The 21,024-nt window shown below is 50.3% G+C and carries 20 protein-coding genes; 10 read left to right on the top strand and 10 right to left on the bottom strand.

Annotation, left to right across the window (positions count from 1 at the left end):
- The first annotated feature begins 10 nt into the window (after positions 1-10).
- Together C1752_RS05240 and C1752_RS05235 are read left to right on the top strand one after the other, a co-directional pair.
- Positions 11-643 carry a hypothetical protein gene (locus C1752_RS05240; protein ID WP_158535019.1) on the top strand — a complete coding sequence of 211 codons (633 nt, stop codon included), beginning with the start codon at positions 11-13 and terminating at the stop codon, positions 641-643.
- An 87-nt stretch (positions 644-730) separates the two neighbouring features.
- On the top strand, positions 731-1,372 hold the full coding sequence (locus tag C1752_RS05235; protein ID WP_110984969.1) for an SOS response-associated peptidase: 642 nt from the start codon (positions 731-733) through the stop codon (positions 1,370-1,372).
- On the opposite strand, the gene C1752_RS05230 is transcribed toward C1752_RS05235, so the two are convergent.
- Together C1752_RS05230 and C1752_RS05225 are read right to left on the bottom strand one after the other, a co-directional pair.
- Positions 1,369-2,031 (bottom strand): class I SAM-dependent methyltransferase, encoded by a 663-nt coding sequence (locus C1752_RS05230; protein WP_233501358.1) that lies wholly within the window; start codon positions 2,029-2,031, stop codon positions 1,369-1,371. The genes C1752_RS05235 and C1752_RS05230 overlap by 4 nt on opposite strands.
- Before the next feature lies 1 nt (position 2,032).
- Positions 2,033-3,211, bottom strand: coding sequence for a glycosyltransferase family 4 protein (locus C1752_RS05225; RefSeq protein ID WP_110984968.1), 1,179 nt, complete (start codon positions 3,209-3,211; stop codon positions 2,033-2,035).
- 456 nt (positions 3,212-3,667) lie between these two features.
- Here C1752_RS05225 and C1752_RS05220 point away from each other — a divergent pair, with 456 nt between their 5' ends.
- On the top strand, positions 3,668-4,021 hold the full coding sequence (locus C1752_RS05220; protein WP_110984967.1) for a hypothetical protein: 354 nt from the start codon (positions 3,668-3,670) through the stop codon (positions 4,019-4,021).
- 279 nt (positions 4,022-4,300) lie between these two features.
- Here C1752_RS05220 and chlP read toward each other — a convergent pair whose 3' ends face one another.
- Positions 4,301-5,521: a geranylgeranyl reductase gene (gene chlP, locus C1752_RS05215; RefSeq protein ID WP_110984966.1), complete on the bottom strand. Its 1,221-nt coding sequence runs from the start codon at positions 5,519-5,521 to the stop codon at positions 4,301-4,303.
- 430 nt (positions 5,522-5,951) lie between these two features.
- Between chlP and petH the strand changes: the two genes are divergently transcribed.
- Positions 5,952-7,049, top strand: a complete 1,098-nt coding sequence (gene petH / locus C1752_RS05210) for a ferredoxin--NADP reductase (protein ID WP_233501356.1) — start codon at positions 5,952-5,954, stop codon at positions 7,047-7,049.
- On the opposite strand, the gene C1752_RS28320 is transcribed toward petH, so the two are convergent.
- On the bottom strand, positions 7,046-7,207 hold the full coding sequence (locus tag C1752_RS28320; protein ID WP_158535018.1) for a hypothetical protein: 162 nt from the start codon (positions 7,205-7,207) through the stop codon (positions 7,046-7,048). The two genes, petH and C1752_RS28320, sit on opposite strands and share 4 nt — an antisense overlap.
- 177 nt (positions 7,208-7,384) lie before the next feature.
- On the opposite strand from C1752_RS28320, the gene C1752_RS05200 reads away from it, so the two are divergent.
- Together C1752_RS05200 and C1752_RS05195 are read left to right on the top strand one after the other, a co-directional pair.
- Entirely contained in the window at positions 7,385-8,212 is an 828-nt protein-coding gene (locus tag C1752_RS05200) for a hypothetical protein (RefSeq protein ID WP_110984964.1), read from the top strand.
- Complete coding sequence (locus tag C1752_RS05195; protein WP_110984963.1) at positions 8,212-9,207, top strand: pentapeptide repeat-containing protein; 996 nt, start codon at positions 8,212-8,214, stop codon at positions 9,205-9,207. Before C1752_RS05200 ends, C1752_RS05195 begins: the two co-directional genes overlap by 1 nt.
- 18 nt (positions 9,208-9,225) lie before the next feature.
- Here C1752_RS05195 and C1752_RS05190 read toward each other — a convergent pair whose 3' ends face one another.
- From C1752_RS05190 to C1752_RS05165, 6 genes are all read right to left on the bottom strand, one after another.
- Complete coding sequence (locus C1752_RS05190) at positions 9,226-9,462, bottom strand: nucleotidyltransferase domain-containing protein (protein ID WP_274704501.1); 237 nt, start codon at positions 9,460-9,462, stop codon at positions 9,226-9,228.
- 111 nt (positions 9,463-9,573) lie between these two features.
- Complete coding sequence (locus C1752_RS05185) at positions 9,574-9,771, bottom strand: ssr2422 family thylakoid membrane protein (protein ID WP_110984962.1); 198 nt, start codon at positions 9,769-9,771, stop codon at positions 9,574-9,576.
- A 334-nt stretch (positions 9,772-10,105) separates the two neighbouring features.
- Positions 10,106-11,701 (bottom strand): hypothetical protein, encoded by a 1,596-nt coding sequence (locus C1752_RS05180; protein ID WP_110984961.1) that lies wholly within the window; start codon positions 11,699-11,701, stop codon positions 10,106-10,108.
- A gap of 2 nt (positions 11,702-11,703) precedes the next feature.
- Positions 11,704-12,441, bottom strand: coding sequence for an ABC transporter ATP-binding protein (locus C1752_RS05175; RefSeq protein ID WP_110984960.1), 738 nt, complete (start codon positions 12,439-12,441; stop codon positions 11,704-11,706).
- An 82-nt stretch (positions 12,442-12,523) separates the two neighbouring features.
- Positions 12,524-13,615: a tRNA (guanine-N1)-methyltransferase gene (locus C1752_RS05170; RefSeq protein WP_110984959.1), complete on the bottom strand. Its 1,092-nt coding sequence runs from the start codon at positions 13,613-13,615 to the stop codon at positions 12,524-12,526.
- A 193-nt stretch (positions 13,616-13,808) separates the two neighbouring features.
- Positions 13,809-14,459, bottom strand: coding sequence for a LuxR C-terminal-related transcriptional regulator (locus C1752_RS05165; RefSeq protein ID WP_110984958.1), 651 nt, complete (start codon positions 14,457-14,459; stop codon positions 13,809-13,811).
- 349 nt (positions 14,460-14,808) lie between these two features.
- On the opposite strand from C1752_RS05165, the gene C1752_RS05160 reads away from it, so the two are divergent.
- The 4 genes from C1752_RS05160 (at position 14,809) to C1752_RS05145 (ending at position 21,021) form a co-directional block, all read left to right on the top strand.
- The gene (locus C1752_RS05160) at positions 14,809-15,543 is read left to right on the top strand and encodes a sulfurtransferase (protein WP_233501353.1); all 735 of its coding nucleotides are present in this window, start codon (positions 14,809-14,811) and stop codon (positions 15,541-15,543) included.
- Between the two features lie 236 nt (positions 15,544-15,779).
- Positions 15,780-18,524 (top strand): PAS domain S-box protein, encoded by a 2,745-nt coding sequence (locus C1752_RS05155; RefSeq protein ID WP_110984957.1) that lies wholly within the window; start codon positions 15,780-15,782, stop codon positions 18,522-18,524.
- Positions 18,525-18,532: 8 nt separating this feature from the next.
- Entirely contained in the window at positions 18,533-18,952 is a 420-nt protein-coding gene (locus C1752_RS05150) for a response regulator (RefSeq protein WP_110984956.1), read from the top strand.
- Entirely contained in the window at positions 18,952-21,021 is a 2,070-nt protein-coding gene (locus tag C1752_RS05145; protein WP_199464285.1) for an EAL domain-containing protein, read from the top strand. Before C1752_RS05150 ends, C1752_RS05145 begins: the two co-directional genes overlap by 1 nt.
- Positions 21,022-21,024: the final 3 nt, after the last annotated feature.

Below are 21,024 nucleotides of genomic sequence, written 5' to 3'. Positions count from 1 at the left end.
TGATAGGGGAATGACACTTCCTGAATTACTGATTGCCACAGCCATTACCAGTGTTGTTGTCACCGTCGCTTTCTCGGGTTTGTTAACGATTATTGATGCCAATGACAAAGCTGAGGGGCAGACTGATAGGCGAGGTGAACTCAATCGGGCCTTGGACTTTATTGCCGACGATGTGCGAGAGGCAACGCTAATCTCTGCAACGGTTCCTTCTGACTGGACAGATACATCATCTTCGCTATACACACCTATTTTTTATCTTTTGAAACCATCGGATGCAGGTGGGACTGAGCGTGCCGTAGGATACTACACTCGCTCTGCCAGCGGTGTCGTATGGCAGGGGCCTCAGGTTGTTTATCGCCTAGAACCTTCCAACGGAAAAGATACGATGACAGCAGATGACGATCTAGACAACCAAATTTTTCGACAGGTAGGAACCAAGGGTGACCCTCTAGTCGACGCGATTATATCGACATCCCCGAACTGTAGTCCTCTTGCTGGTGTTTCAGCAGCAGGACTCCCGAACGTGGGGCTGAAGGTGTTTATTGCCAATAAGCAGACAGCAAAGGTTTGTCTAGCTGGCAAAATAGAAGAAGCAAACGACCTATCCATAGAAACACAGGTGTTTGCCAGGGGCCGTTCCTAAAGCTACGTGTACGGGGGCTTGAGTTCTAGCCTTGTGGCTGTGATTCCATGTATAGTACAAATAGTCTACTAAGTACGGGAGGACGCTATGTGTGGTCGGTTTACCCTGACGCAGCCAGATGCGATCGCATCTACGTTCAACGTCACCCTAGATCGAATACCGCCCCCACGCTACAACATTGCCCCCACACAACCCCTAGGCGTCATTGTCAATCAGTCCGGTCAGCATTTTCGGCTGATGAGCTGGGGTTTAATTCCCTCCTGGACGCGTGATCCAAACGCAACCCATCGGATGATTAATGCTCGCCTAGAAACCGCCCATGAGAAGCCCTCCTTTCGCACTGCCTTTCGCCATCGGCGCTGCCTGATTCCTGCCGACGGATTTTATGAATGGAAGCAGATTGATAATCAGAAGCAGCCTTTTTACTGTCAACTACAGAACCAGCCCCTGTTCGCATTTGCCGGACTTTGGGACACCTGGCAAGAGATTGAGACCTGCACCATTCTCACCACCGCCGCCAATGCTGATATGCAGCCAATTCACCATCGAATGCCGGTGATTATTAATCCCGACTTCTACGAGCAGTGGCTAGACCCTTGGGCACAGCAAAACCAGCAGATTCATGACTTACTAGACGCCATGCCAGGGCAAAATCTTGAGGTATTTCCAGTGAGTACTCAGGTCAACAATGCGGCCTTTGATGGGCCCGAATGCCTACAGCCGCTCTAGAGATATTGTCCCCAAATAATGAAGTGGCGATCGCTTACAGCTTTGACCTGTAGCTGATCTAAACGAGCGTGGGCGAGTTGATCTTGAACCTCCGTCAAGGTATAAGCCGCCAGTAAAGAGTGAAAGAAATCCTGGCGCAGCACTTCTGGCTCGCCTGCAGCATAAGTCTCCATCATGTTGTGGGCTGTTGCTCTATCCTCCGGCCGCATCAGGTCCATGATAAAGATGCCAGCGCCGTGCTCTGCCCAGCGATGGATAGACTGCCACAGCACATCAGGATTGATCAGGTGATGCAGCAAGCTATTCGAGAAAATACACGGATAGCAATCGTGAGGGACCGTTCCGTCGGGCAGATAAGCCTGCAGCAACTGCACCCGTTCCTGTAGGTTCGCCTGGGTCACCGCCCGATGGCCATAATGCAGCATCGCTGCTGAGCCATCGACGCCATCCACGCGCCAACCCGGAAATGCACGCGCAAAGCGCAGCGTAATATCGCCGGGGCCACAGCCCAGATCTAAAGCTCTCCCGGTCGCCGGCAGCGTCAAATGATTCTGCAGGAGTTCTAGGCAATAGCGATGGGGTTCTTCAAAGTCGGCTTCTGCGTAAGCACGGGCCTGCAAATCACCCTCCATCAGGTCAGGTTCAGGAATTCGCTGCACGTTAATCTAGGGGCTCTGTTTGCGCTCCAAAGCGTCTAGACGGCTCCGGGGGCGTCTGACTGCGGCCCGCCTCTACGAGGACGGTTTGATAATACTGCTGGAGTTGTCGGGTGGCTGAGGCCCAGCCCCAGCGCTCTGCTTCCTGTCGGGCACTGGTTCGCAGCGTTTCTCGGGCTTCGGGATTACCCAGTAGTTTCTGGGTTGCTTTGATGGCCCCGTTTTCATCGTTGGGGTCAAATAGGTAGCCATTAACGCCATCCTGGACAATATCAGTGATGCCACCCGAGCGAGCTGCCACCACTGGACAACCTGCAGCCATCGCCTCCAGCAGGACTAAACCCAAGGTTTCAGTGCGCGAGGGGAAGACAAAGGCGTCAGCGGAAGCAAAGGCAGAGCCTAATTTTTTACCAGTCATATAACCCGCAAAGAAGGTGGGGGTACCGGCAAAATGCTGCTCTAAATCCTGGCGGTGGGGACCGTCGCCCACCAGTGCCAAACGCGCATTGGGGATGGCAGCAAGCACTTCTTTGATGCGAGCCACCTCTTTTTCGGCAGAAAGCCGACCGACGTACAGCAGTAAGGGACTGTCTGGATTACCTTGGCTGAGATGCGATCGCATCTCTCGATCCGCCAAGCTGGGATGAAAGGTATCGATATCGACCCCACGCTGCCAGAGGGCCAAATGCCTAATGCCGTGGGACTCCAACTCACTTACCATCGCACTAGAGGTACATAAATTGAGTCGTGCTTGGTTGTGTCCTGCCTTTAAAAGCTCCCAGAGAACAGGCTCTAGTAAGCCCAATCCGTAATACTTCAGATACTGTGGCAAATGGGTATGGTAGGACGCCACTAGCGGTATATTTTGGACCTTGCTAAAAAACAATCCCGCCAGCCCCAGCACAGCAGGATTCACAATATGGACCAAATCGGGCTGAAATTTCTCTAACGCTTCTCCAATGGCCGGACGCGGCAAAGCAAGCTTCAGCTCAGGATACATCGGTAGCGGAAAGCCAGAGACGCCGTAGACCTGAGCGCCTCGATATTCTGTGATACCGCCATCCGGCGAAAAGACGAGAACCTGATGACCATCATTTTGTAGATGCGTGACGGTATGAATCAGGCGGGTAACGATGCCATCGACCTTTGGGACAAAGGTTTCGGTAAAGAGGGCAATGCGCATAGAGGGTGTTTTTTGCCAGAGGTGAAGGGCGAGGGGAACTTAGCGTTCTCTGGGTGCTAAGAGTCTTCTACTCAAGTTACCAGGAATGGGGGGCGCTACACGTACCAATAGGTAGAAATTTGACGATATCGCAACCCGCAGAGGTTAACGTCTCTTTAAGCAACTCTCTTCGAAGATTAAGATCGCATCAACAACACTCGTTAGACCTAACTTTGGACTTGGGCAAGGACGAATACCATTCTTCAACAACAGCAGCACAGCCAAAGATTGAATATTTAAGTCAATCAACGATGGGTGAATAGGACTCATTGATCAGTAGAGAAAGTGCGATCGCAAATAGCGCTCCTACGCTCAATTTTTCTCCTTTAAACAGAATGTAAAGTATAAAAGATCACAAAATCTTGAATATGCTAGATTTAAAGTCATATTTCATTTGAGTTGCGCTCAATAATCGCTATGTTTAAAACCAAGCAGAGCCTCAAAGTTGCCTCTTTGCTGTTGTGCCTGGGCCTGTTTCCCTGCAGTGCTACGGCCCAGCCCACTGCCGATGAGTTAAACACGGACCAAGCGGAGATTCTTAACGTCCCCGGCGACGCTGAGCGTCTCGGCGTCCAAGAAGTGGGTATCCAAGACTTTGAGTTTGAGCTACAGCCCCAGCCTCGCGAATTGAAGGATATTGAGCCTAAGCGTGAACTGGAGGTAGAGCTGGTGCCCCCGCCCAACCGGCAGCATACGGTGTACGAAGATACTGGGGGCGTTCAGGTTCAAGTCAGACCCGGAAAACTTAAAAAGGCAAAGCCTGAAAATTGATTTTTGCCCCTAGCCCCACGCATTTGTTTGGGAGCATCCCACTCTTACCCTTGGCCCTTATCCCCCCCCCTTTTTCCCACCTTGGGAGAAGAGGAGCAAGATAAAAGCACTCAAAGTCCCTCGCCCAGTATTGGGAGAGGGATTTAGGGAGAGGGCCGTGCAATACTTTCGCTAAATTAGGACGCTCCCTATTTGTTCTTTATACATCGTTGATTTTTATACATAATAAAAAGCCCCGAGAAAACTCGGGGCCTTAAAGAAGTGTGATAGTGAGAACCGTTATGGCGCTAGTGCATGACCACGTAAGAGGCTACCCACTGTCTTGGCCGTTAACTTAACCTGCTTAAGAGGGTTAATGGGCACTACCGTCTTATACAGGTAGCTATCAAAAGTCATCTTCTGAACGTCTAAATCAGCGCATAGCTCAACAAACGCTTCGCGGCTGGCATCAGAACGATAGAAGACCCGCTGCATAATATCCAGAACCTTGTAGGTCATGGCATATTTTCTATCCCAGCGCTTCAGGTAGAGCTTCAGGTCAGCTTCTGTTGGCACCGTGGCACCGTTGTTAGAAGTCTCAACGATGGTCTCAGCACACATGCGAGCCGACTTGGCCGCAAAGTAAATACCTTCACCGGAAGACTTCGTAACCGTACCGGCAGCATCACCCACAAGGGCGACGCGACCGACAACGCGACGAGGGCGCGGATGCTCAGGAATGGGATGCGCTTCAACTTTAATGATTTCGCCACCGACGAGCCGACGAGCCGCACGCTTGCGGATACCCGCCTGTAGCTTTTTGATGTCGGCCTGATGCACTTTCATCGTGCCTGTGCCAACAGCAACGTGGTCGTATTTAGGGAAGACCCAGGCGTAGAAATCGGTCGAGACATCGTTGCCCACATACATCTCAGCGCGATCCTGGTAGTACTCCATGTACTCATCAGGAAGGCGAATGCGCTCTTGAAATGCGATCGCATAGTTATAGTCGCCCGCATCAATGGCCTTCGCCACGCGAGAGTTAGCGCCATCAGCACCAATCACTAGGTCTACCTGCAAGGACTTCGGTTCGCCCGTTGCTAAACCATTGGAGTGATCAAAATAGTGCAGCGTGTAAGGCTCGTTTTTCCCCGTAGGAATCTCAAGCTTATTCACGGTGCCGTTGATCAAGTTTGCACCCAGCTTGTGAGCGCGATCGCGCAAAAAGCCGTCTAAAACTTCACGGCGACACATGCCGATATACTCATCTTCTCGCTCAATGTTGATATCAACTTCAACGTTAGAGGGAGAGATCATCCGCATTTTGCGAACGCGACGATCGATAATTTCAGGTGGCAAGTCAAACTCATCCACCATACAGAGAGGAATTGCGCCGCCACAGGGCTTTGCATTATCTAATTTGCGTTCGAAGAGATAGGTCTCAATACCCGCTTTAACTAATACTTCAGCGGCCGACGAACCGGCTGGTCCAGAACCAACAACAGCAACCCGTAGTCCCAAGGAGATCCTCCCTTCATTTACTGCTACGAGGTGAATCGTATCACGGCGATCTGGGTAACCCCCCGGACTTACGGGCTTAGACGGCCAACTTGAAACACAGCTTAACTAACCCGTAACACTGGTTTACAAAATCAGTGATTTAGCAAAGGTGAGATAGACCACAAAAAATTACGCGGATCGGCCAATAGAATCGGGATAAGACCTAATTTTGAGACACTCAATGTTCTGCTCAATGAGGTGCGGCTCTCTGGTACCACAGCTCACCCCGGAGCGATTCGTCATAGATACCGGTATCGATTTCGTCAGGTAACGGGTTCTGGTAGCCTTGTTCTAGAGCATTAAGTGTCGCCCTAACCAGATGTGTATTTGGTATTAGTAGCAGTTTATTGCAAAATATTAAGATAAGACAGGCTAGCTTCGGAGAGATTCAGTGGCAAATAACCCCCTCGACCGCATTAAAGAAGACTTACAAAACCTTGCTAAAGCGGCTGGCAAGACTCTAAACATGGATGTCAAGCCGGAAAGCTTTGACGACGTTATCGCTCCAGTCGTTGAGCAGAAGGCCTCAGAGAAAGCTGCGGCCCCTGCGGCGACGGCTTCTGCAGCTAAAGCAGAAGAACCGGCTAAGAAAAAGAAGCCTAAGCCGGGTGCGAATGCTCCGATCAACATTTATCGTCCAAAAGATCCCTATGTAGGCAAGTGTCTTTCAAACGAAGAACTTGTGCGTGAAGGCGGTGAGGGAACGGTTAAGCATCTAATCTTCGACATCTCAGGGGGCGACCTTGAGTACATTGAGGGGCAAAGTATTGGCATCATCCCTGAGGGCACTGACGATAACGGCAAACCCCATAAACTAAGGCTTTACTCGATTGCCTCCACTCGCCACGGCGACCATCTGGACGATAAAACTGTTTCACTCTGTGTCCGACAGCTTGAGTACAAGGATCCAGAAACGAACGAAAAGGTTCTCGGCGTCTGCTCCACGCACCTGTGCAATATGGAACCCGGTAGCGACGTTAAAATCACGGGTCCAGTCGGAAAAGAAATGCTGCTGCCCGATGACCCCACGGCCAACGTGATCATGATTGCGACAGGAACTGGAATTGCACCGTTCCGCGCTTACCTATGGCGGATGTTTAAAGAGCAGCATGCAGACTATGCGTTTAGGGGAACGGCTTGGTTATTCTTTGGCTGTGCCTACACGCCCAATATCCTCTACAAAAAAGAACTAGAGGAGCTGCAGGAAACCTTCCCGAACAATTTCAAGCTGAGCTATGCCATTAGCCGAGAGCAGAAGAATTCTGAGGGTGGCAAAATGTATATTCAGCACCGGATTGCTGAGAATGCCGATGCGCTATGGGATCTAATCCAACAGGAGAAGACGCATACCTACATTTGTGGTCTTAAAGGCATGGAAGGCGGCATTGACGAAGGCATGTCAGTGGCGGCTGATAAGAATAACGTCAACTGGGAGGAGTACCGCAAAGCGATGAAGAAAGAGCATCGTTGGCACGTTGAGACGTACTAGATTGAACAAAAAGTCTGTTTAGACTGATTGAATTTTTCTTCGATGTAATCAAGGCATCCCTGCTGGGGTGCCTTGATTTTTTGGTCTCTTAAGCTTCCGATAGCAGTACTCAGTTGAGTTACAGCAGCACTTCTCTGGAAAATATAAATTTCAGCCATTTTATTGTCCTCACTCAATACATGCGTCGCCATAGCATCAAATTCAGGCCGATGCGGAGGAAAGTGTAGCCAAAGCGGGCACTCTAGCAATAGCTATCTGGGCTTTTTAAGGTTGGCTCAGGGGATTTGTATTTCAGAAAATGTTGCTTGACGCCTCTCTTTGTTAACTAGACCAGAATGAATGCTTCTCTACTGCCACAGGTGATTGTTACGCTGCAGCAGCATCCAGAACAGGATCGGATTAAAAAGCTGATTCACTGGGTGTGTGAACAAGACTGGCCTCATTCTGCAGCGGATGCCAGAAATGTCGAGGTATTGCTGCCTCAGTTGCTGGCCCATTCACAGAATGCAGCGAAGCATGAGATTCCTGCGGAGATGGGCCAGGCTCATACCGATAACTTCCCGGCAGCACTGCAGTCGATATTAATAGAGGGCGCATCTCAACTCAGTAAGCGTCAAAAATATACTGAGGTCGCCCTCTCGATTTGCCAAGTCCTCGCACAGCTCTACAGTGACAACAATTCCTCGGACCGCTGCAAAATTGAAGAATCTGCTGTGGATGTGTTTGAACTTCGGCTAGCGGTGATCAAGTACACAACCCCTCTCAATGCCAAAATTTTAATTTACTCAGCGCTGCATCAGGTGATTACAGGACAACGGCAGGACTGGATCAGCTTGAGACAGGTCTCCTTAGACGAGCTGTTGCTGGATGTGCGGCAGACCTATCCGACATTTGCAGGTTTAGAAGAGCGGCTCTGGCAAACGGTGGATAGCGTGCAGCTTTTGGACCAGCCGACACAGACTTTACAGGCAGTGCTGCAGGCCGTCAGGCCTATTTATAATCAATCCGGTGCAACCGGTGAGGCACACGTTGCAATCTCATATTCGGTAGAGGCCGATTCCATCACTCCGCCTTGGCCTTTAGAAGAAGAAGATCACACAATGCTGCGTCCGGCGCGCAAGGACAGGGTAGAACAAACGGTCAAAACACCTGGGGCATCATAATGCAGGCTCAAGAATTATTGGCCCAGTATGCGGCGGGCGTCACTGACTTTAGCGGTCAGATTCTCCGCAATCAGCAGTTGTTGGGAGCCGATTTAATCGGTATAGATCTGTCCGAAGGGGATTTGCAGGGAACTCAGCTTCAGCTTGCCTATCTCAACCGGGCCAACTTTAAGGAAAGCAATCTCAGTCGAGCAGACCTGAGCGGCGCGAATCTTGGTCAGGCGAATTTAGAGCAGGTCAATCTTAGTGATGCGAGTCTACACGGAGCCACCCTGCAGGGGGCGATGCTGTTATCGGCAAATTTAGCGCTGGCCGATCTCACAGATGCCAATTTGATCAATGCGGATTTGCGGGCAGCAAATCTCAGCAGTACAAACCTGACGGGTGCCTGCCTACGAGGCGCAAACCTGAGGGAGGAGCAGCTACGGAATCCGGCCAATCTCAGAGGTGCAGTTCTTTGTCGGGTGGATCTACGAGGAGCTAATCTCAAGGGCGCTGACCTCAGTAAGGTCAATTTGCGAGGGGCCAATCTCAAGGATGTAAATTTAAGGGGCGCAAATTTATCTGAGGCTGATTTATTGGGCGCGAATCTAAGGGGGGCACTGCTGACGGATACGAACTTTTCTGGGGCGAATCTCAAGCAGGCTGACCTGACCTCGGCGAAGCTGGAGCGGGCTGACCTTCAGCAGGCAAATCTGTCCGGGTGTGTTCTAGATGGAGCGAATTTGACGGATGCGATCGCAACTCAAACAAATTTCTCTCAAGCTAGTCTACAGCAAGCCAAACTGAATCGAATCAACCTCAGCCGTGCCAAGTTAGAGGGAGCGAACCTAACCGAAGCCTTATTTGTGAATGCCTATCTAGCGCGTGCGAACCTGACCAATGCCAACTGTACCCACGCTAATTTAACCCGTGCAGAGTTAAGCAGCGCCACATTGATCAATGTAATTTGGACCGGCGCAACCATGCCAGATGGCAGCGAGCACGCTGCTTAGTGAGAAGTTACAAGAGGCTCATAATTCCATACCGTTCTCAATCGCAACCTGAATGTGAGGATAGGCATTATGAAACTCGATGAGATCAGTATCAAAATTGCAATCAAGATCCTGTAGGCGGGCTACGGCTTTGAAGTACAGCCGCTCGTCCATGCCCCAAACCGCTAGATCAATATCGGAACGATCGTGAATACGAGATCGCAACAAGCAAGATCCAAACAAAGCCACGCGGGAGGCTCCAAAGTTTGATTTCAGCAGTTGAGCGGCCCGCCGAGCTACTTGCCATGCCTGAGCATAGCGATATCCAAACGGAGTTTGTCAGCTTGAGCGTGTTGCCGAGCCGTTTGGATATAGTTATGCATGTGTTCAGCCACCGACAGCAGCTCGAACCAAGATGGCTAAGACAGCAGTTGCAATTAAGCCGAAGGCCAGATTGACCAGCAGTTTTGAGGCTTCCCAGTAGGTTGATATTCGTTCGTTGGTGGTCTTGATGTCAGTGTCGATCTTGTCAAGACGTTTAAGCACCTGAGCTTCAAAACTTTCTGGATTGTTCGATATAGTCATTGTGTAGCAACTTTGTTTTGCTATGGCCACTGGGATCTCAACCATCCACGAGGGGCACTATTTTATTTTCTCTATTTTAACTTGCAGACCTATTGACAAGGATTTTAAGAGTGTTCGGACACCGAGTTTCAGCACTTGAGTGATTTATCGAGCCACTTGCCAAGCCTAATCATGGCGCTCGCTCAAACAAATTGTGTCAACATGAGTGCGCTGCCGAGCCATTTGAATAGATTGCTGCATCCGTTCAGGATCGATATCGGTGGCAGACATAGGCTATGCAAAATTCGTGGCTATGGCAGCACTGCGTTAACGTGCAACTATGTCATAGACGAGTCTAGTAGGGAATCAAAGAGGCTCCTAATTGGTGGCTGCGTTGATAGGCAAACCGCATCAGCCCTAACTCCAGAACCAAAATCAAGATGCCGTAAGGCCACTGAGCGGAGGCCAGCAGAAGCCCGCAGGCCATCCATAGAAACATGGAGGCCACCCCCAGCCACATTAGTAGTTCGTCTCGATAAAAGAGTGACATGTCCCTTGGATCGGTGATAGCTTTTCGGTCAATCGGGACAGCATTCCAGTAGCTCAAAAGGGTCTGACTGACGGGCGTACCCAATACCACGAAAGCTGTAACCCATCCTGAGCCGCCAAAGAAAAGCACCAATACAATTGTGGGTGATAGCGCAATCCAAATCAGGCTCAAAATGGCAAGGAGTTTACTCTGTCGTAAGATTCGGCTACGAACAGGAACAGAGGCTAGCCACTCCATCGCTTCATCCGCCGCAATACAGTGAGTAGTGAGTATCGACGATAGAAAAGCCCCAGAAAGAACTGTCAGACTTATCGTTAAAGCTAGAGCAGAGGGAAGTTCTGGTACAGCTTGAGGACTAAACGTGACAACCACGACCACAAATAAGAAAAAGGCAAGGATGCGCCAGATCGCTGACAATAGCGATCGCCACTGCAGACTCCGCCATTCTTTAAGCACGATGTTGCGAGTCACGCCACTGATGAACGGCTTTGAGTGCTTTGGAGCTGCTGGCTTGGTCTGTTGGGGTTGAAACTGCTGAAGTGCAGTAATGAGGGTAGCGGTCGGCAAGAATTTATACGTTAACCCAGCTACACCCACCGTCAAGATGGTCATCAGTACAATAGATTGCGGTTCTAGCAATAGCGCACGGGCCGGGAGCCATAGCCAACTCTCGCTCCCCCACCAAATATTATCAAGAAAGTAGTGCTGCCAGAGTTGCTGCAACTGCTGTTCACTGACAGTGGTCCAATCTACATAAAAAATTGCCATCACAAAAGCGATGGCACAGCCCCACATGACAAAACCAAGACTGAGATTCAAGACTCGCAAGGCTTGCTGTATGCCTAGCCACAAAGCCAGAACAATAACCCATAGAGTTAGGTTAGGCAGCAGAATCGTTAACTGAAGCCCCACGATGGCCATGCCAATCACTGGCTGAATCGACTGTATTAGTACGGCGGCGCAGATCGCAATCAGGAGCGTGGCCCCATAGAACGAGAATAACTGGAAGAGCAGCTTACAATACTGAACCGCAAAGAGGGTTTGGGACTTTATGGGTGAGGATGTAGGTAAAATCAGGGCTGCAAACTTCCTTCGCATGAAGAAGATCTGATCAAATGGGGACATCAGCCCTATGAGTTCAAAAAAGCTTAGGCATCCAACTGCAGTCCAGAATGCGTGATCACGGTCTTGCGAGAAGCTGTTCTGGAATGCCTGTAAGCCATGATTGCTGTAGTCGTTGAAGGTAGCTAAGTAAACCCAGCCGAGGCAGAAGAGGAGTGCGATCGCAAAGAGCCAAAAAGCATATTTCACCCCATCTCGAAAATACGCAAATCCTCGTGGGTCGCGGCTCCACACTCGCCATTCATGGCGCAGCAGCCAAGGCAAACTTCCAACTTGCATGGCTACACTCCACTTACAGGCTGAGGCCGCGTCACCTGAATAAAAATATCCTCCAGCGTCTCCTCCCCTGTCTGGGCCTGCAGTTCTGCCAAAGTCCCATCCGCCAGCAGACGCCCTGCATGGAAAATCCCGATCCGCTGGGCCAGCTGCTCTGCCAAGGTCATAATATGGGTGGTCATCACCACCGTATTGCCCTGACTCACATAGGCTTTGAGCTTATCTTTAATCAACCGCGCCATCGGTGGATCAATGCCAGTTAACGGTTCATCCAGCAGCATCACCTGAGGGCTGTGAATAAACGCCCCTGCCAACGCCAACCGCTGCTTCATTCCCTGCGGAAACGTTTCAATAAACTCGCCGCGCCGATCCCACATTTCAAATTCTTCTAACAGTGCCTGAGCAGCCGCCTGATCTGGTGGAATCTGCCATAGACCCGCTACAAACTCTAGATACTCCATGGGCCGCAGCTTGTCGTAAAGCATCGGATCATCAGGCACATAGGCCAAAGGCTGCTTGGCCGCTTCAGGCCGCTGAGTAATGCTGTTCCCGAGAATGAGTGCGTCACCCTGATCGGGCTTCAGCAATCCGGCCATCATTCGCAGCGTGGTGGTTTTACCCGCCCCGTTGCTGCCCAATAGCGCATAAAAACATCCCCTCGGGATCTGAAGATGGAGGCGATCAACAGCTTTAGCCTCTCCGAACCGTTTACTGAGATTGATGAGTTCAACGGCGACGGTCATGGCTCGGGCTTCCCCTACAAGTCTCTATAGTCTTAGGGTTCCCTCATCGCAGTCCATCACTATCGCCTGTTTTAGTACGGCATCACTGTCGTCGGGCAATCTGTAGGCACTCTTTAAATGTTGCGGTTGTCTTAATCGCCTGAGGATTGATGTGCGTTTTACTAGCCCGATATCCTGCCTGCTTGAGGGCTTGAATGATGCGATCTCGTTTCGGAATATCCATCTGCCCGCGTTTACCCAGTTCACCCACAGTATAGAAATACGGCGGCAGCCCCGCCTCAGCCTGCATCAGCTCCAATAAATCAACCCGCTGCGGCCAATGCCAAACTTGCGCAAGCTCAGTCATCCAAGCTAAAAACGGAGGATCATGCAGCGGCCCTAACCACATCGGCCCACTTAGCGTTAAGGGAAGCGAACAGTCGGGGCAGGTAGCCTGACTCAAATAGCGCCAGCCTACGGTTTGATAATGTCCACATTGATGACAATAACCCAGAAACCCATAGAGATCGGCAAAGGAAATCTGAGCCTTAGCGAGGCGGACCATCACACGGTAAATCTGCCCTTGAAACAGGGAAAAGACAGGCTCAATTACCAAGCCCTGCATAATAGCCTGCTGCTGCAAACTTCCGATCAAGATACGGAGGCCCTGCTCATGGGCCGCAGGATGCGATCGCCCATAGGTGCCGTAGTGTCCCAAACAGGCATCGGGGTCATGCCCAGCCACGGTGCGGCTATCGGTCCCGGTGAGATAGATAAAGCCCCCTAATTTCGTGGCCTGCAGACAAGCACCTAAGAAGGGAGAAGCACGACCAAAGCTATCAATATCGACCAGATCATAAAAATCTTGGCGCTGATAGCAGTCAGCAAACAGGCGCTTTGCTGGCCAGTGCGTCAGTTGAAAACATCCGTTGAGCTGAGCTAAATTTAGGCTCAGGACAGGGGCCACCTCTGGATTGGCATCGTTGGCCCACACCCAGTCAGCCTTGCTTTCAACGGCATAGCGCAGGGAACGGACGCCACAACCCGCCATTGCATCTAAGACACGCAGTGATGGATGATTTTGACGATAGACAGCAGCAGCAAGTACACCCAGATCACGAGCCGTTTGACTGGTGGAGCGGTAAAACGCATTTCGCACCTCAAACGTGACCTGTCCTTCTTGCCGTCGATTCATACTTGTTTTTCCAGTTCTATCCTAGACTCCTGAAGAGAAGCCCGTCAGTTAGCAGTTTCCCACTCCTGACTCCAGGTATAGAGTCAATTGCCAGCTTGTCAGACGATTATGGGCCCACCGTCGCTGATGAGCATTAGATATTAGACCGCGTCCACATCCTCAGTCTTACTCGGCGTTATCAGCAGGGAAAAGCTCAAGTAGTCAGACCTGAGATGTCGTTTTTGGATACATACAGTTGGGTTACCAACTCTGCTCGAGAAGTAACCTGAAGCTTCCGAAACATACGCTTGAGAGCTTGCTTTACCGAATTCTCAGTAATCCAAAGTTCACGACCAATTGCTGCATTGGTCCGTCCGGTAGCCACTAATTCTGCAATTTCTAATTCACGGGGCGTTAATCGTTGTTGAGCGACAGCCTGACGCTGTGGTCTCACAGTGGCCACCCAAGCCGATAGGTGCAGACAAATTGCACTTAAGTCAGCTAAGTCTTGATCGTCGAAGCTCGGCCTCGTTCGCTCACGGGTAAACCCAATTGCCCCTACTAACTGCCCTTGATTCACAACCGGCCCCGCCATCACGTGCCAATGATCGGGGCGCGGACAAATCACCTGCCAAACTTTAGGTGACGTCACCAGCCCTTCATGGACTGGGGCATGGCGCTCCACCAAATACCGTACGACTGGATTGTGCTCAATTGAAAAAGCCTGTTTTAGTGATTGAAACTTGCGGTCCATTAGAGGGAGCCGATCGAAGAAAAATAATCCCTGCCGTTGAGTAGCGAAATGCTCACCGCATTTTGGGATGACATGCGATCGCAACTCCCCTTCACTCGGCGCTGCACTAATAAGTGGCGAGGCAGAATCAAGTTAAAGATCAGATATTAGCAAATGCTCTACATGGCCCTCACCCCCAGCCCCTCTCCCAACATTGGGAGAGGGGAGAAAGATCCCCTCGCTATCTGCCTTTCTCCCCCTTCGCCCAGTATTGGGAGAGGGGGGCTGGGGGGGGTGAGGGCCAATGCAACGATATTGAATTTAATCAGGAATCTTCAAGTCAATTAAGCCTGTCTACTTAGCTGTGAACAAATACTGGATCGCCATAATCAAAGCCCCAAAGAGTAACCGATCGAGGACTGGGCGCAGTTGATTTCCTCTCCTAATCTTAGCGGTAGTCATCTAAACAGAAGCAAAAACTATGTCTGACTATGCACATCCTGAAGCTCTCATTGATACGCAATGGCTAGCGGACCACCTCAACGATCCGGCCATTCGGATAGTGGAAGTAGATATGAGTCAGGAACCCTATACCAACGGCCATATCCCAGGAGCAGTATTCTGGAATATCTTTTCAGATCTGCTGCAGCCTGATTTATCGATGAATCTGGAGCCAAATGCAATCGCATCTCTGCTCTCGCGCTCTTGCATCACTGAGGACACCATCGTGATTGCTTACGGCAGCTATCCCGGCACCGGAGCCTGGATTTTCTGGCTGCTGAGAACACTGGGCCATCAGAACGTTCTTGTTCTCAACGGTGGCTATCAAAAGTGGGTTGCAGAGGGTCGCCCCCTAGCAGCAAAGCTATCGAACTTTCCGGAGACAAAATATCCTAAGCCAACACCTAACTTCGCTCTACGGGTTACACATCCAGAAGTTCAAGCAGCCATCGAGCAAAGCGAGCAGACTCTACTTGATGTGCAAACGCCAGAAGAATATCGAGGCGAAGTCTTTCTTATGGGGTCGCCGCAAAGACAAGAACAGGCTGGACATATCTCCGGTGCAGTGTATCTTGAGCATGCATCGACCCTCAATGAAGACGGGACCTTCAAGTCAGTAAAGGAGTTGAGATCTCTCTACGAAAGTCGAGGTATTGCAGCAAACCAAGAGATATTTCCCTACTGTGCTATTGGTGGACGTTCGGCCTGTACTTAGTTTGTCTTGAAATATTTGCTGGGCTACCCTCATGTGCGCAACTACGACGGCTCCTGAAATGAATGGAGCCGTCTACCCAATGCTCCTATCGAGAAATGATTCAGAGGAACAAGACTCTCAAAAGCAAAACGAAGCACAGGAGAAGTCTAGTTAATCTATAAAATAATCAACCTTTTCCAGGTATTAGGGTTTAAGGTGGACTATCCTTTGTTCATCAGCATGTTTCCCGGCCTTCCATGCTTCCTCAGGTTCCCTTTGACCTAGCATCAGCGATGATTCGTGATCCCCTCGTGGTCTCGCCCCAAGCGTCGACGCTGGACGCAATCACTCTGATGCACAGTACCCGCTCTGCAGCTAATCTACAATCTTGCGATCAGAGAACCCGCTCAAGCTGCGTCTTAGCTATAGACAATGAGCAGGTCGTCGGCATCCTGACACAACAGGACGTGGTGCGCCTAAGCGTTCAGCAACAGCCGCTCACGCAGAGGGTGCAAGAAGTCATGACACAGCCGCTCGTAACCCTACAGGAACGTGCCGGACACGATCTACAAGCGATTCTCAGTCTACTTGAGCAGCATCAAATCCACCACCTTCCCATTCTCAACGAGCATCATGGCTTAGTGGGCCTGGTTACCCACGCTAGCCTGTCGCAGATCCTGAACGCGGCAAAGCTTCACCAGCGTGTCGAGAGTCTAGAGCAAGAGGTGGCACGCCTGCAGACAGAGAAAGAGCACATTATTGAAGAGCGCACCGCCGAACTACAGGTGCGCGAGAAGTTTTTACAAACGGTCCTAGATACCTTCCCACTCTCTGTTTTCTGGAAGGATCGAAACTCAGTTTTTGTGGGCTGCAACCACAATTTCCTCAGCGATGCAGGACTGTCATCAATGACCGACATTCTGGGCAAGACAGACTACGACATGCCCTGGAGCCGCGCTGAAGCAAGCGCCTATCGGGTCGCTGATCAGGAGGTTATGGATTCTGACACCCCAAAACTGGGAATCGTCGAAACCCAAATTCAGGCCGATGGTCGCCAACGCTGGCTAGAAGTTAATAAGATACCGCTCCATAATCTTAGAGGAGGAGTGGTAGGCGTTTTGGGTACCTACCAAGATATTACGCCTCGTAAGCAGGCCGAACAGGCCATGAAGCAGCAGCTAGCCGCCATCGAAGCAGCAGTTGACGGCATTGCAATTTTAGAGAGCGACAACTATCTCTATGCCAATCGAGCCCATTTAGAACTGTTCGGCTATGAACGCCTAGAAGACTTACTAGGCCAAACCTGGAAAAGCTTATACCCTCCAGAAGAACTGGCACGATTTGAGCAGAAGGTCTTTCCGATTTTGGAGCGAGACCGTGCTTGGCAGGGCGAGGTAACGGCGCTTCGTAAAAATGGTTTAACCTTTGCCGAAGGACTGTCCTTAACGCTCACCGATGACGGGCTGCTAATTTGCGTCTGTCGAGATATCAGCGATCGCAAGCGTGCTGAAGCAGCCCTACAGGAGAGTGAAGCCAGGTTTCGCTATTTAACCGACAATGCTCCCGTCCTCATTTGGATGGCGGGTCCCGACAAGATGTGCTCCCACGTTAACCAACGGTGGCTAGACTTTACCGGACAGCTAATGGAGGAACAGATCGGCGTCTGTTGGTTACAGAGGGTACACCCTGACGAAAAGCCGCTTTGCCTAGAGACCTATCTAAGCGCCTTCGAAGCCCGCCAAGGTTTTGAAATTGAGCATCGCCTGCAACGATTTGATGGTGAATATCGATGGCTACTGAATGCAGGTGTTCCGCGTTTTGACGTTGCTGGAGAGTTTTTGGGCTACATCGGCTCCTGCGTTGATATTAGCGATCGCAAACAGGCAGAGGATCATCTGCGGCAGCTCTCGACCCGTCTCAATCTGGCCGTAGAATCTGCCAATATCGGCATCTGGGAATGGGATATCACCCACAACCACCTCATCTGGGATGCGCGGATGCATGAACTATACGACACTCCTTTAGACGCTTTTAGTAACGTCTACGACGCATGGGTCAACCGGCTACACCCCGACGATCTCGCGCTCGCAGAGACCGTCTCCCAGCAGGCACTGCAAGGCGAAAAAGAATACGATACAGAATTTCGAGTGGTTCATACCGATGGTGCGGTCCGCTGCATCAAAGCCAATGCCCTTGTACAACACAACAGCCAGGGTGAAGCCCAACGCATGATCGGCATTAACTACGACATTACCGATCGCCAACGTGCCGAAGAACAAATCCGACGGTACACCACTCAGCTCGAAGCCTCCAATCGAGAATTAGAGTCTTTTTCCTATTCGGTGTCCCATGATCTGCGGGGTCCACTGCGAGCGATTGATGGCTTCAGCCAAGCCCTCCTCGAAGATTGTGGGGATCAACTTGATCAAGACGGCCAAGACTACCTCGGTCGAATCCGCAAAAACATCGATAGGATGGGAACGCTCATTGATGACTTACTGCGACTATCACGCGTCTCTCGCTCTGAGATCCGCTATGCAACCGTCAACCTCAGCCACTTGGCACAGGAAATCGTGCATGAGCTGCACACCTTAGAACCAGAGAGGCGGGTTAATGTCGTGATTGCTCCCAATGCCCAAGTCTCTGCCGACGCCACACTCATGCGGATCGTACTGACCAATCTGCTTCAGAATGCCTGGAAATTTACGAGCCATAGATCCGTAGCCCAGATCGAATTTGGTTTCAATCGCTTCAAGGACAAGACGGTTTACTTTATCAGAGATAATGGAGCAGGCTTTGACATGGCCTACGCTAAGATGCTCTTTGGTGTTTTTCAGCGCTTACACAGCGCCCACGAATTTCCAGGTACGGGAATTGGCTTAGCCACGGTGCAGCGTACTATTCATCGCCACGGCGGCACCGTATGGGCAGAAGGAGCCGTTAATAAGGGCGCAACTATCTCTTTCACCGTTCCCAACCCTTCTCTTGTTCTAGGAGCATAAAGTCAATAATGGCGTCCCCCCGTCCAATCCTGCTGGTTGAAGATAATCCCGATGATGAAAAACTAACGATTCGAGCCCTGCGAAAAGGTAAGATTACAAATCCGATTCAGGTTGCTCGAGATGGAGAAGAAGCTTTAGAGGCCATATTCGCCGCAGATCCCTTGCCTAGCGTGGTTTTGCTAGATTTAAAGCTTCCTAAAATCGAAGGTCTAGAAGTTTTACAGCGTATTCGAGCGCACGAACAGACTCGTCTGCTGCCCGTGGTTGTTTTTACGTCATCTAGCGAAGAGCGAGACATTGTCGAAAGCTATAGCTTGGGTGCGAACAGCTATGTGCGCAAACCAGTCAATTTTGAGCAATTTATTGACGCAGTCGCTCAGCTCGGGCTGTACTGGGTCTTAATTAACGAAGCCTTGCATGAGGATTAATGGCAACAATGGGGGAACCGCTCAAGATATTACTAGTTGAAGATTCTGAAGATGATGCACTACTGCTGCTGCGAGAACTACGCCAGGGTAACTTCACTCCCAGTTGGGAACGCGTACAAACGGCTACAACGCTGCAAGAACAGCTCACCCACAAAAATTGGGACATAATCATTTCAGACTACCGCATGCCTGGTTTTGACGCCCCTGCAGCGCTCAAGATTGTTCAACAAAGCGGCCTCGATATTCCGTTTATTGTCATTTCGGGCACTGTCGGAGAGCATTTGGCGGTGGAAATGATGAAGGCTGGCGCCCATGATTATTTGATGAAGAGTAGTCTGATCCGTTTGCCAGAGGCAGTGCGACGCGAAAGACGGGATGCTCACATTCGGGCAGAACGACAGCGGGCCGAGGTTCTCTTGAAGCAGCAGCTTGCCGCAATGGAGGCGGCTATCGACGGCATTGCCATTGTTCAGGATGGCGTTTACCTCTATGTCAACCAGGCCCATCTAAGATTGTTCGGTTACGATTGCGCGCAAGAACTGACGGGACAGAATTGGAAAATTCTCTACCCGTCAACAGAGATGGAGCGCGTTGAAAACGAAATTTGCCCCGCATTAAAGCGGAATGGAGCTTGGCAGGGAGATGCGATCGCAACCCGCAAGGACGGGTCAACCTTTATCCAGGGTCTTTCGCTCACGCTCGCAGAAGACGGACTGCTGATTTCTGTCAGCCGTGACATTAGCGACCTCAAGCAAGCCCAAGAACAGATTATCCACAACGCCCTACACGATGCCCTCACAGGGTTACCCAATCGCATTCTATTTTTAGAACGGCTAGAGCTAGCCATCAACCAAGCCCTCCGGGATGAGGACTACCATTATGCCGTCTTGTTCCTAGATTTAGATCGTTTCAAAGTGATCAACGATAGCTTGGGGCATGGGATAGGAGATCAGCTACTGCTAGAAATTGCCGAGCGGTTGCAAACGCATGTCCGCAAAATTGATCTCGTCTCCCGTCTCGGCGGTGATGAATTTGTCATTTTGCTCGAAAAAATCGACGGAGTGGAAACCGTTACTCAAATTACCGAACGAATTCTAGAGGGCTGCAAAACACCTCTCACCATTGAAGGCCACAGAATTTTTACCAGCATCAGCATTGGAATCGTGATCGGAAATCGAGACTACCACCATGCCTCAGATCTACTCCGCGACGCTGACATTGCCATGTATCGCGCTAAAGAGAAAGAGCATAACTCATATAAATTTTTCAATGCGATGATGCATACCCAAATGCTTAATCGCCTCACGTTAGAGACAGATCTCTATAAAGCCCTTGAGCAAGAAGAATTTATTATTCATTATCAACCTGTTTTCGATTTAATTGATGATGCATTGGTTGGATTCGAAGCTTTAGTCCGTTGGCAGCACCCAACCCATGGTCTTGTCTTCCCAGACACATTTATTCCGATCGCAGAAGACACGCGATTAATCACACGTCTCGACAATTGGGTCTTTAGACAAGCCTGTCAACAGATGGCACATTGGCAACAGAATTTTCCAAACTGCTCTGACCTAAAAATTAGTATTAATCTTTCTGCCCAAGATCTACAAACCTATGACCTGATTGACAATATTGATACCATCCTTACTCAAACAGGCTTAGAAGGACGCTCGATCATCATAGAAATTACTGAGAGCATGCTCATTGAAGACATTGAAAAAACGGTCGACATCTTAGCTCAAATAGAATCTAGAAATATCCAGATCAGTATTGATGATTTTGGCACAGGCTATTCCTCTCTCAACTATCTACATCGCCTGCCCGTTAACAATCTCAAAATCGATCGCTCTTTTGTGACCCAGATACAAGAAGAAAACCGCAACTGCCAAGTTGTCAATACGATTATTGCACTCAGCAGTCAGCTAGAGTTAACCTCTGTAGCTGAAGGAATTGAGAGGCCACAACAGCTGCAGAAATTGAAGCAGCTTGGATGTCGATTCGGTCAAGGCTATTTATTTTCAAAACCCCTCTCACCTGCCGATATTGAGACAAATTTTCTGTCTCGATGATCA

It is taken from the genome of Acaryochloris thomasi RCC1774, assembly GCF_003231495.1.
Classification (GTDB): Bacteria; Cyanobacteriota; Cyanobacteriia; order Thermosynechococcales; family Thermosynechococcaceae; genus RCC1774.
Note: the sequence above shows the minus strand (reverse complement) of the source record. Positions and strands in the feature narration are given on the sequence as shown.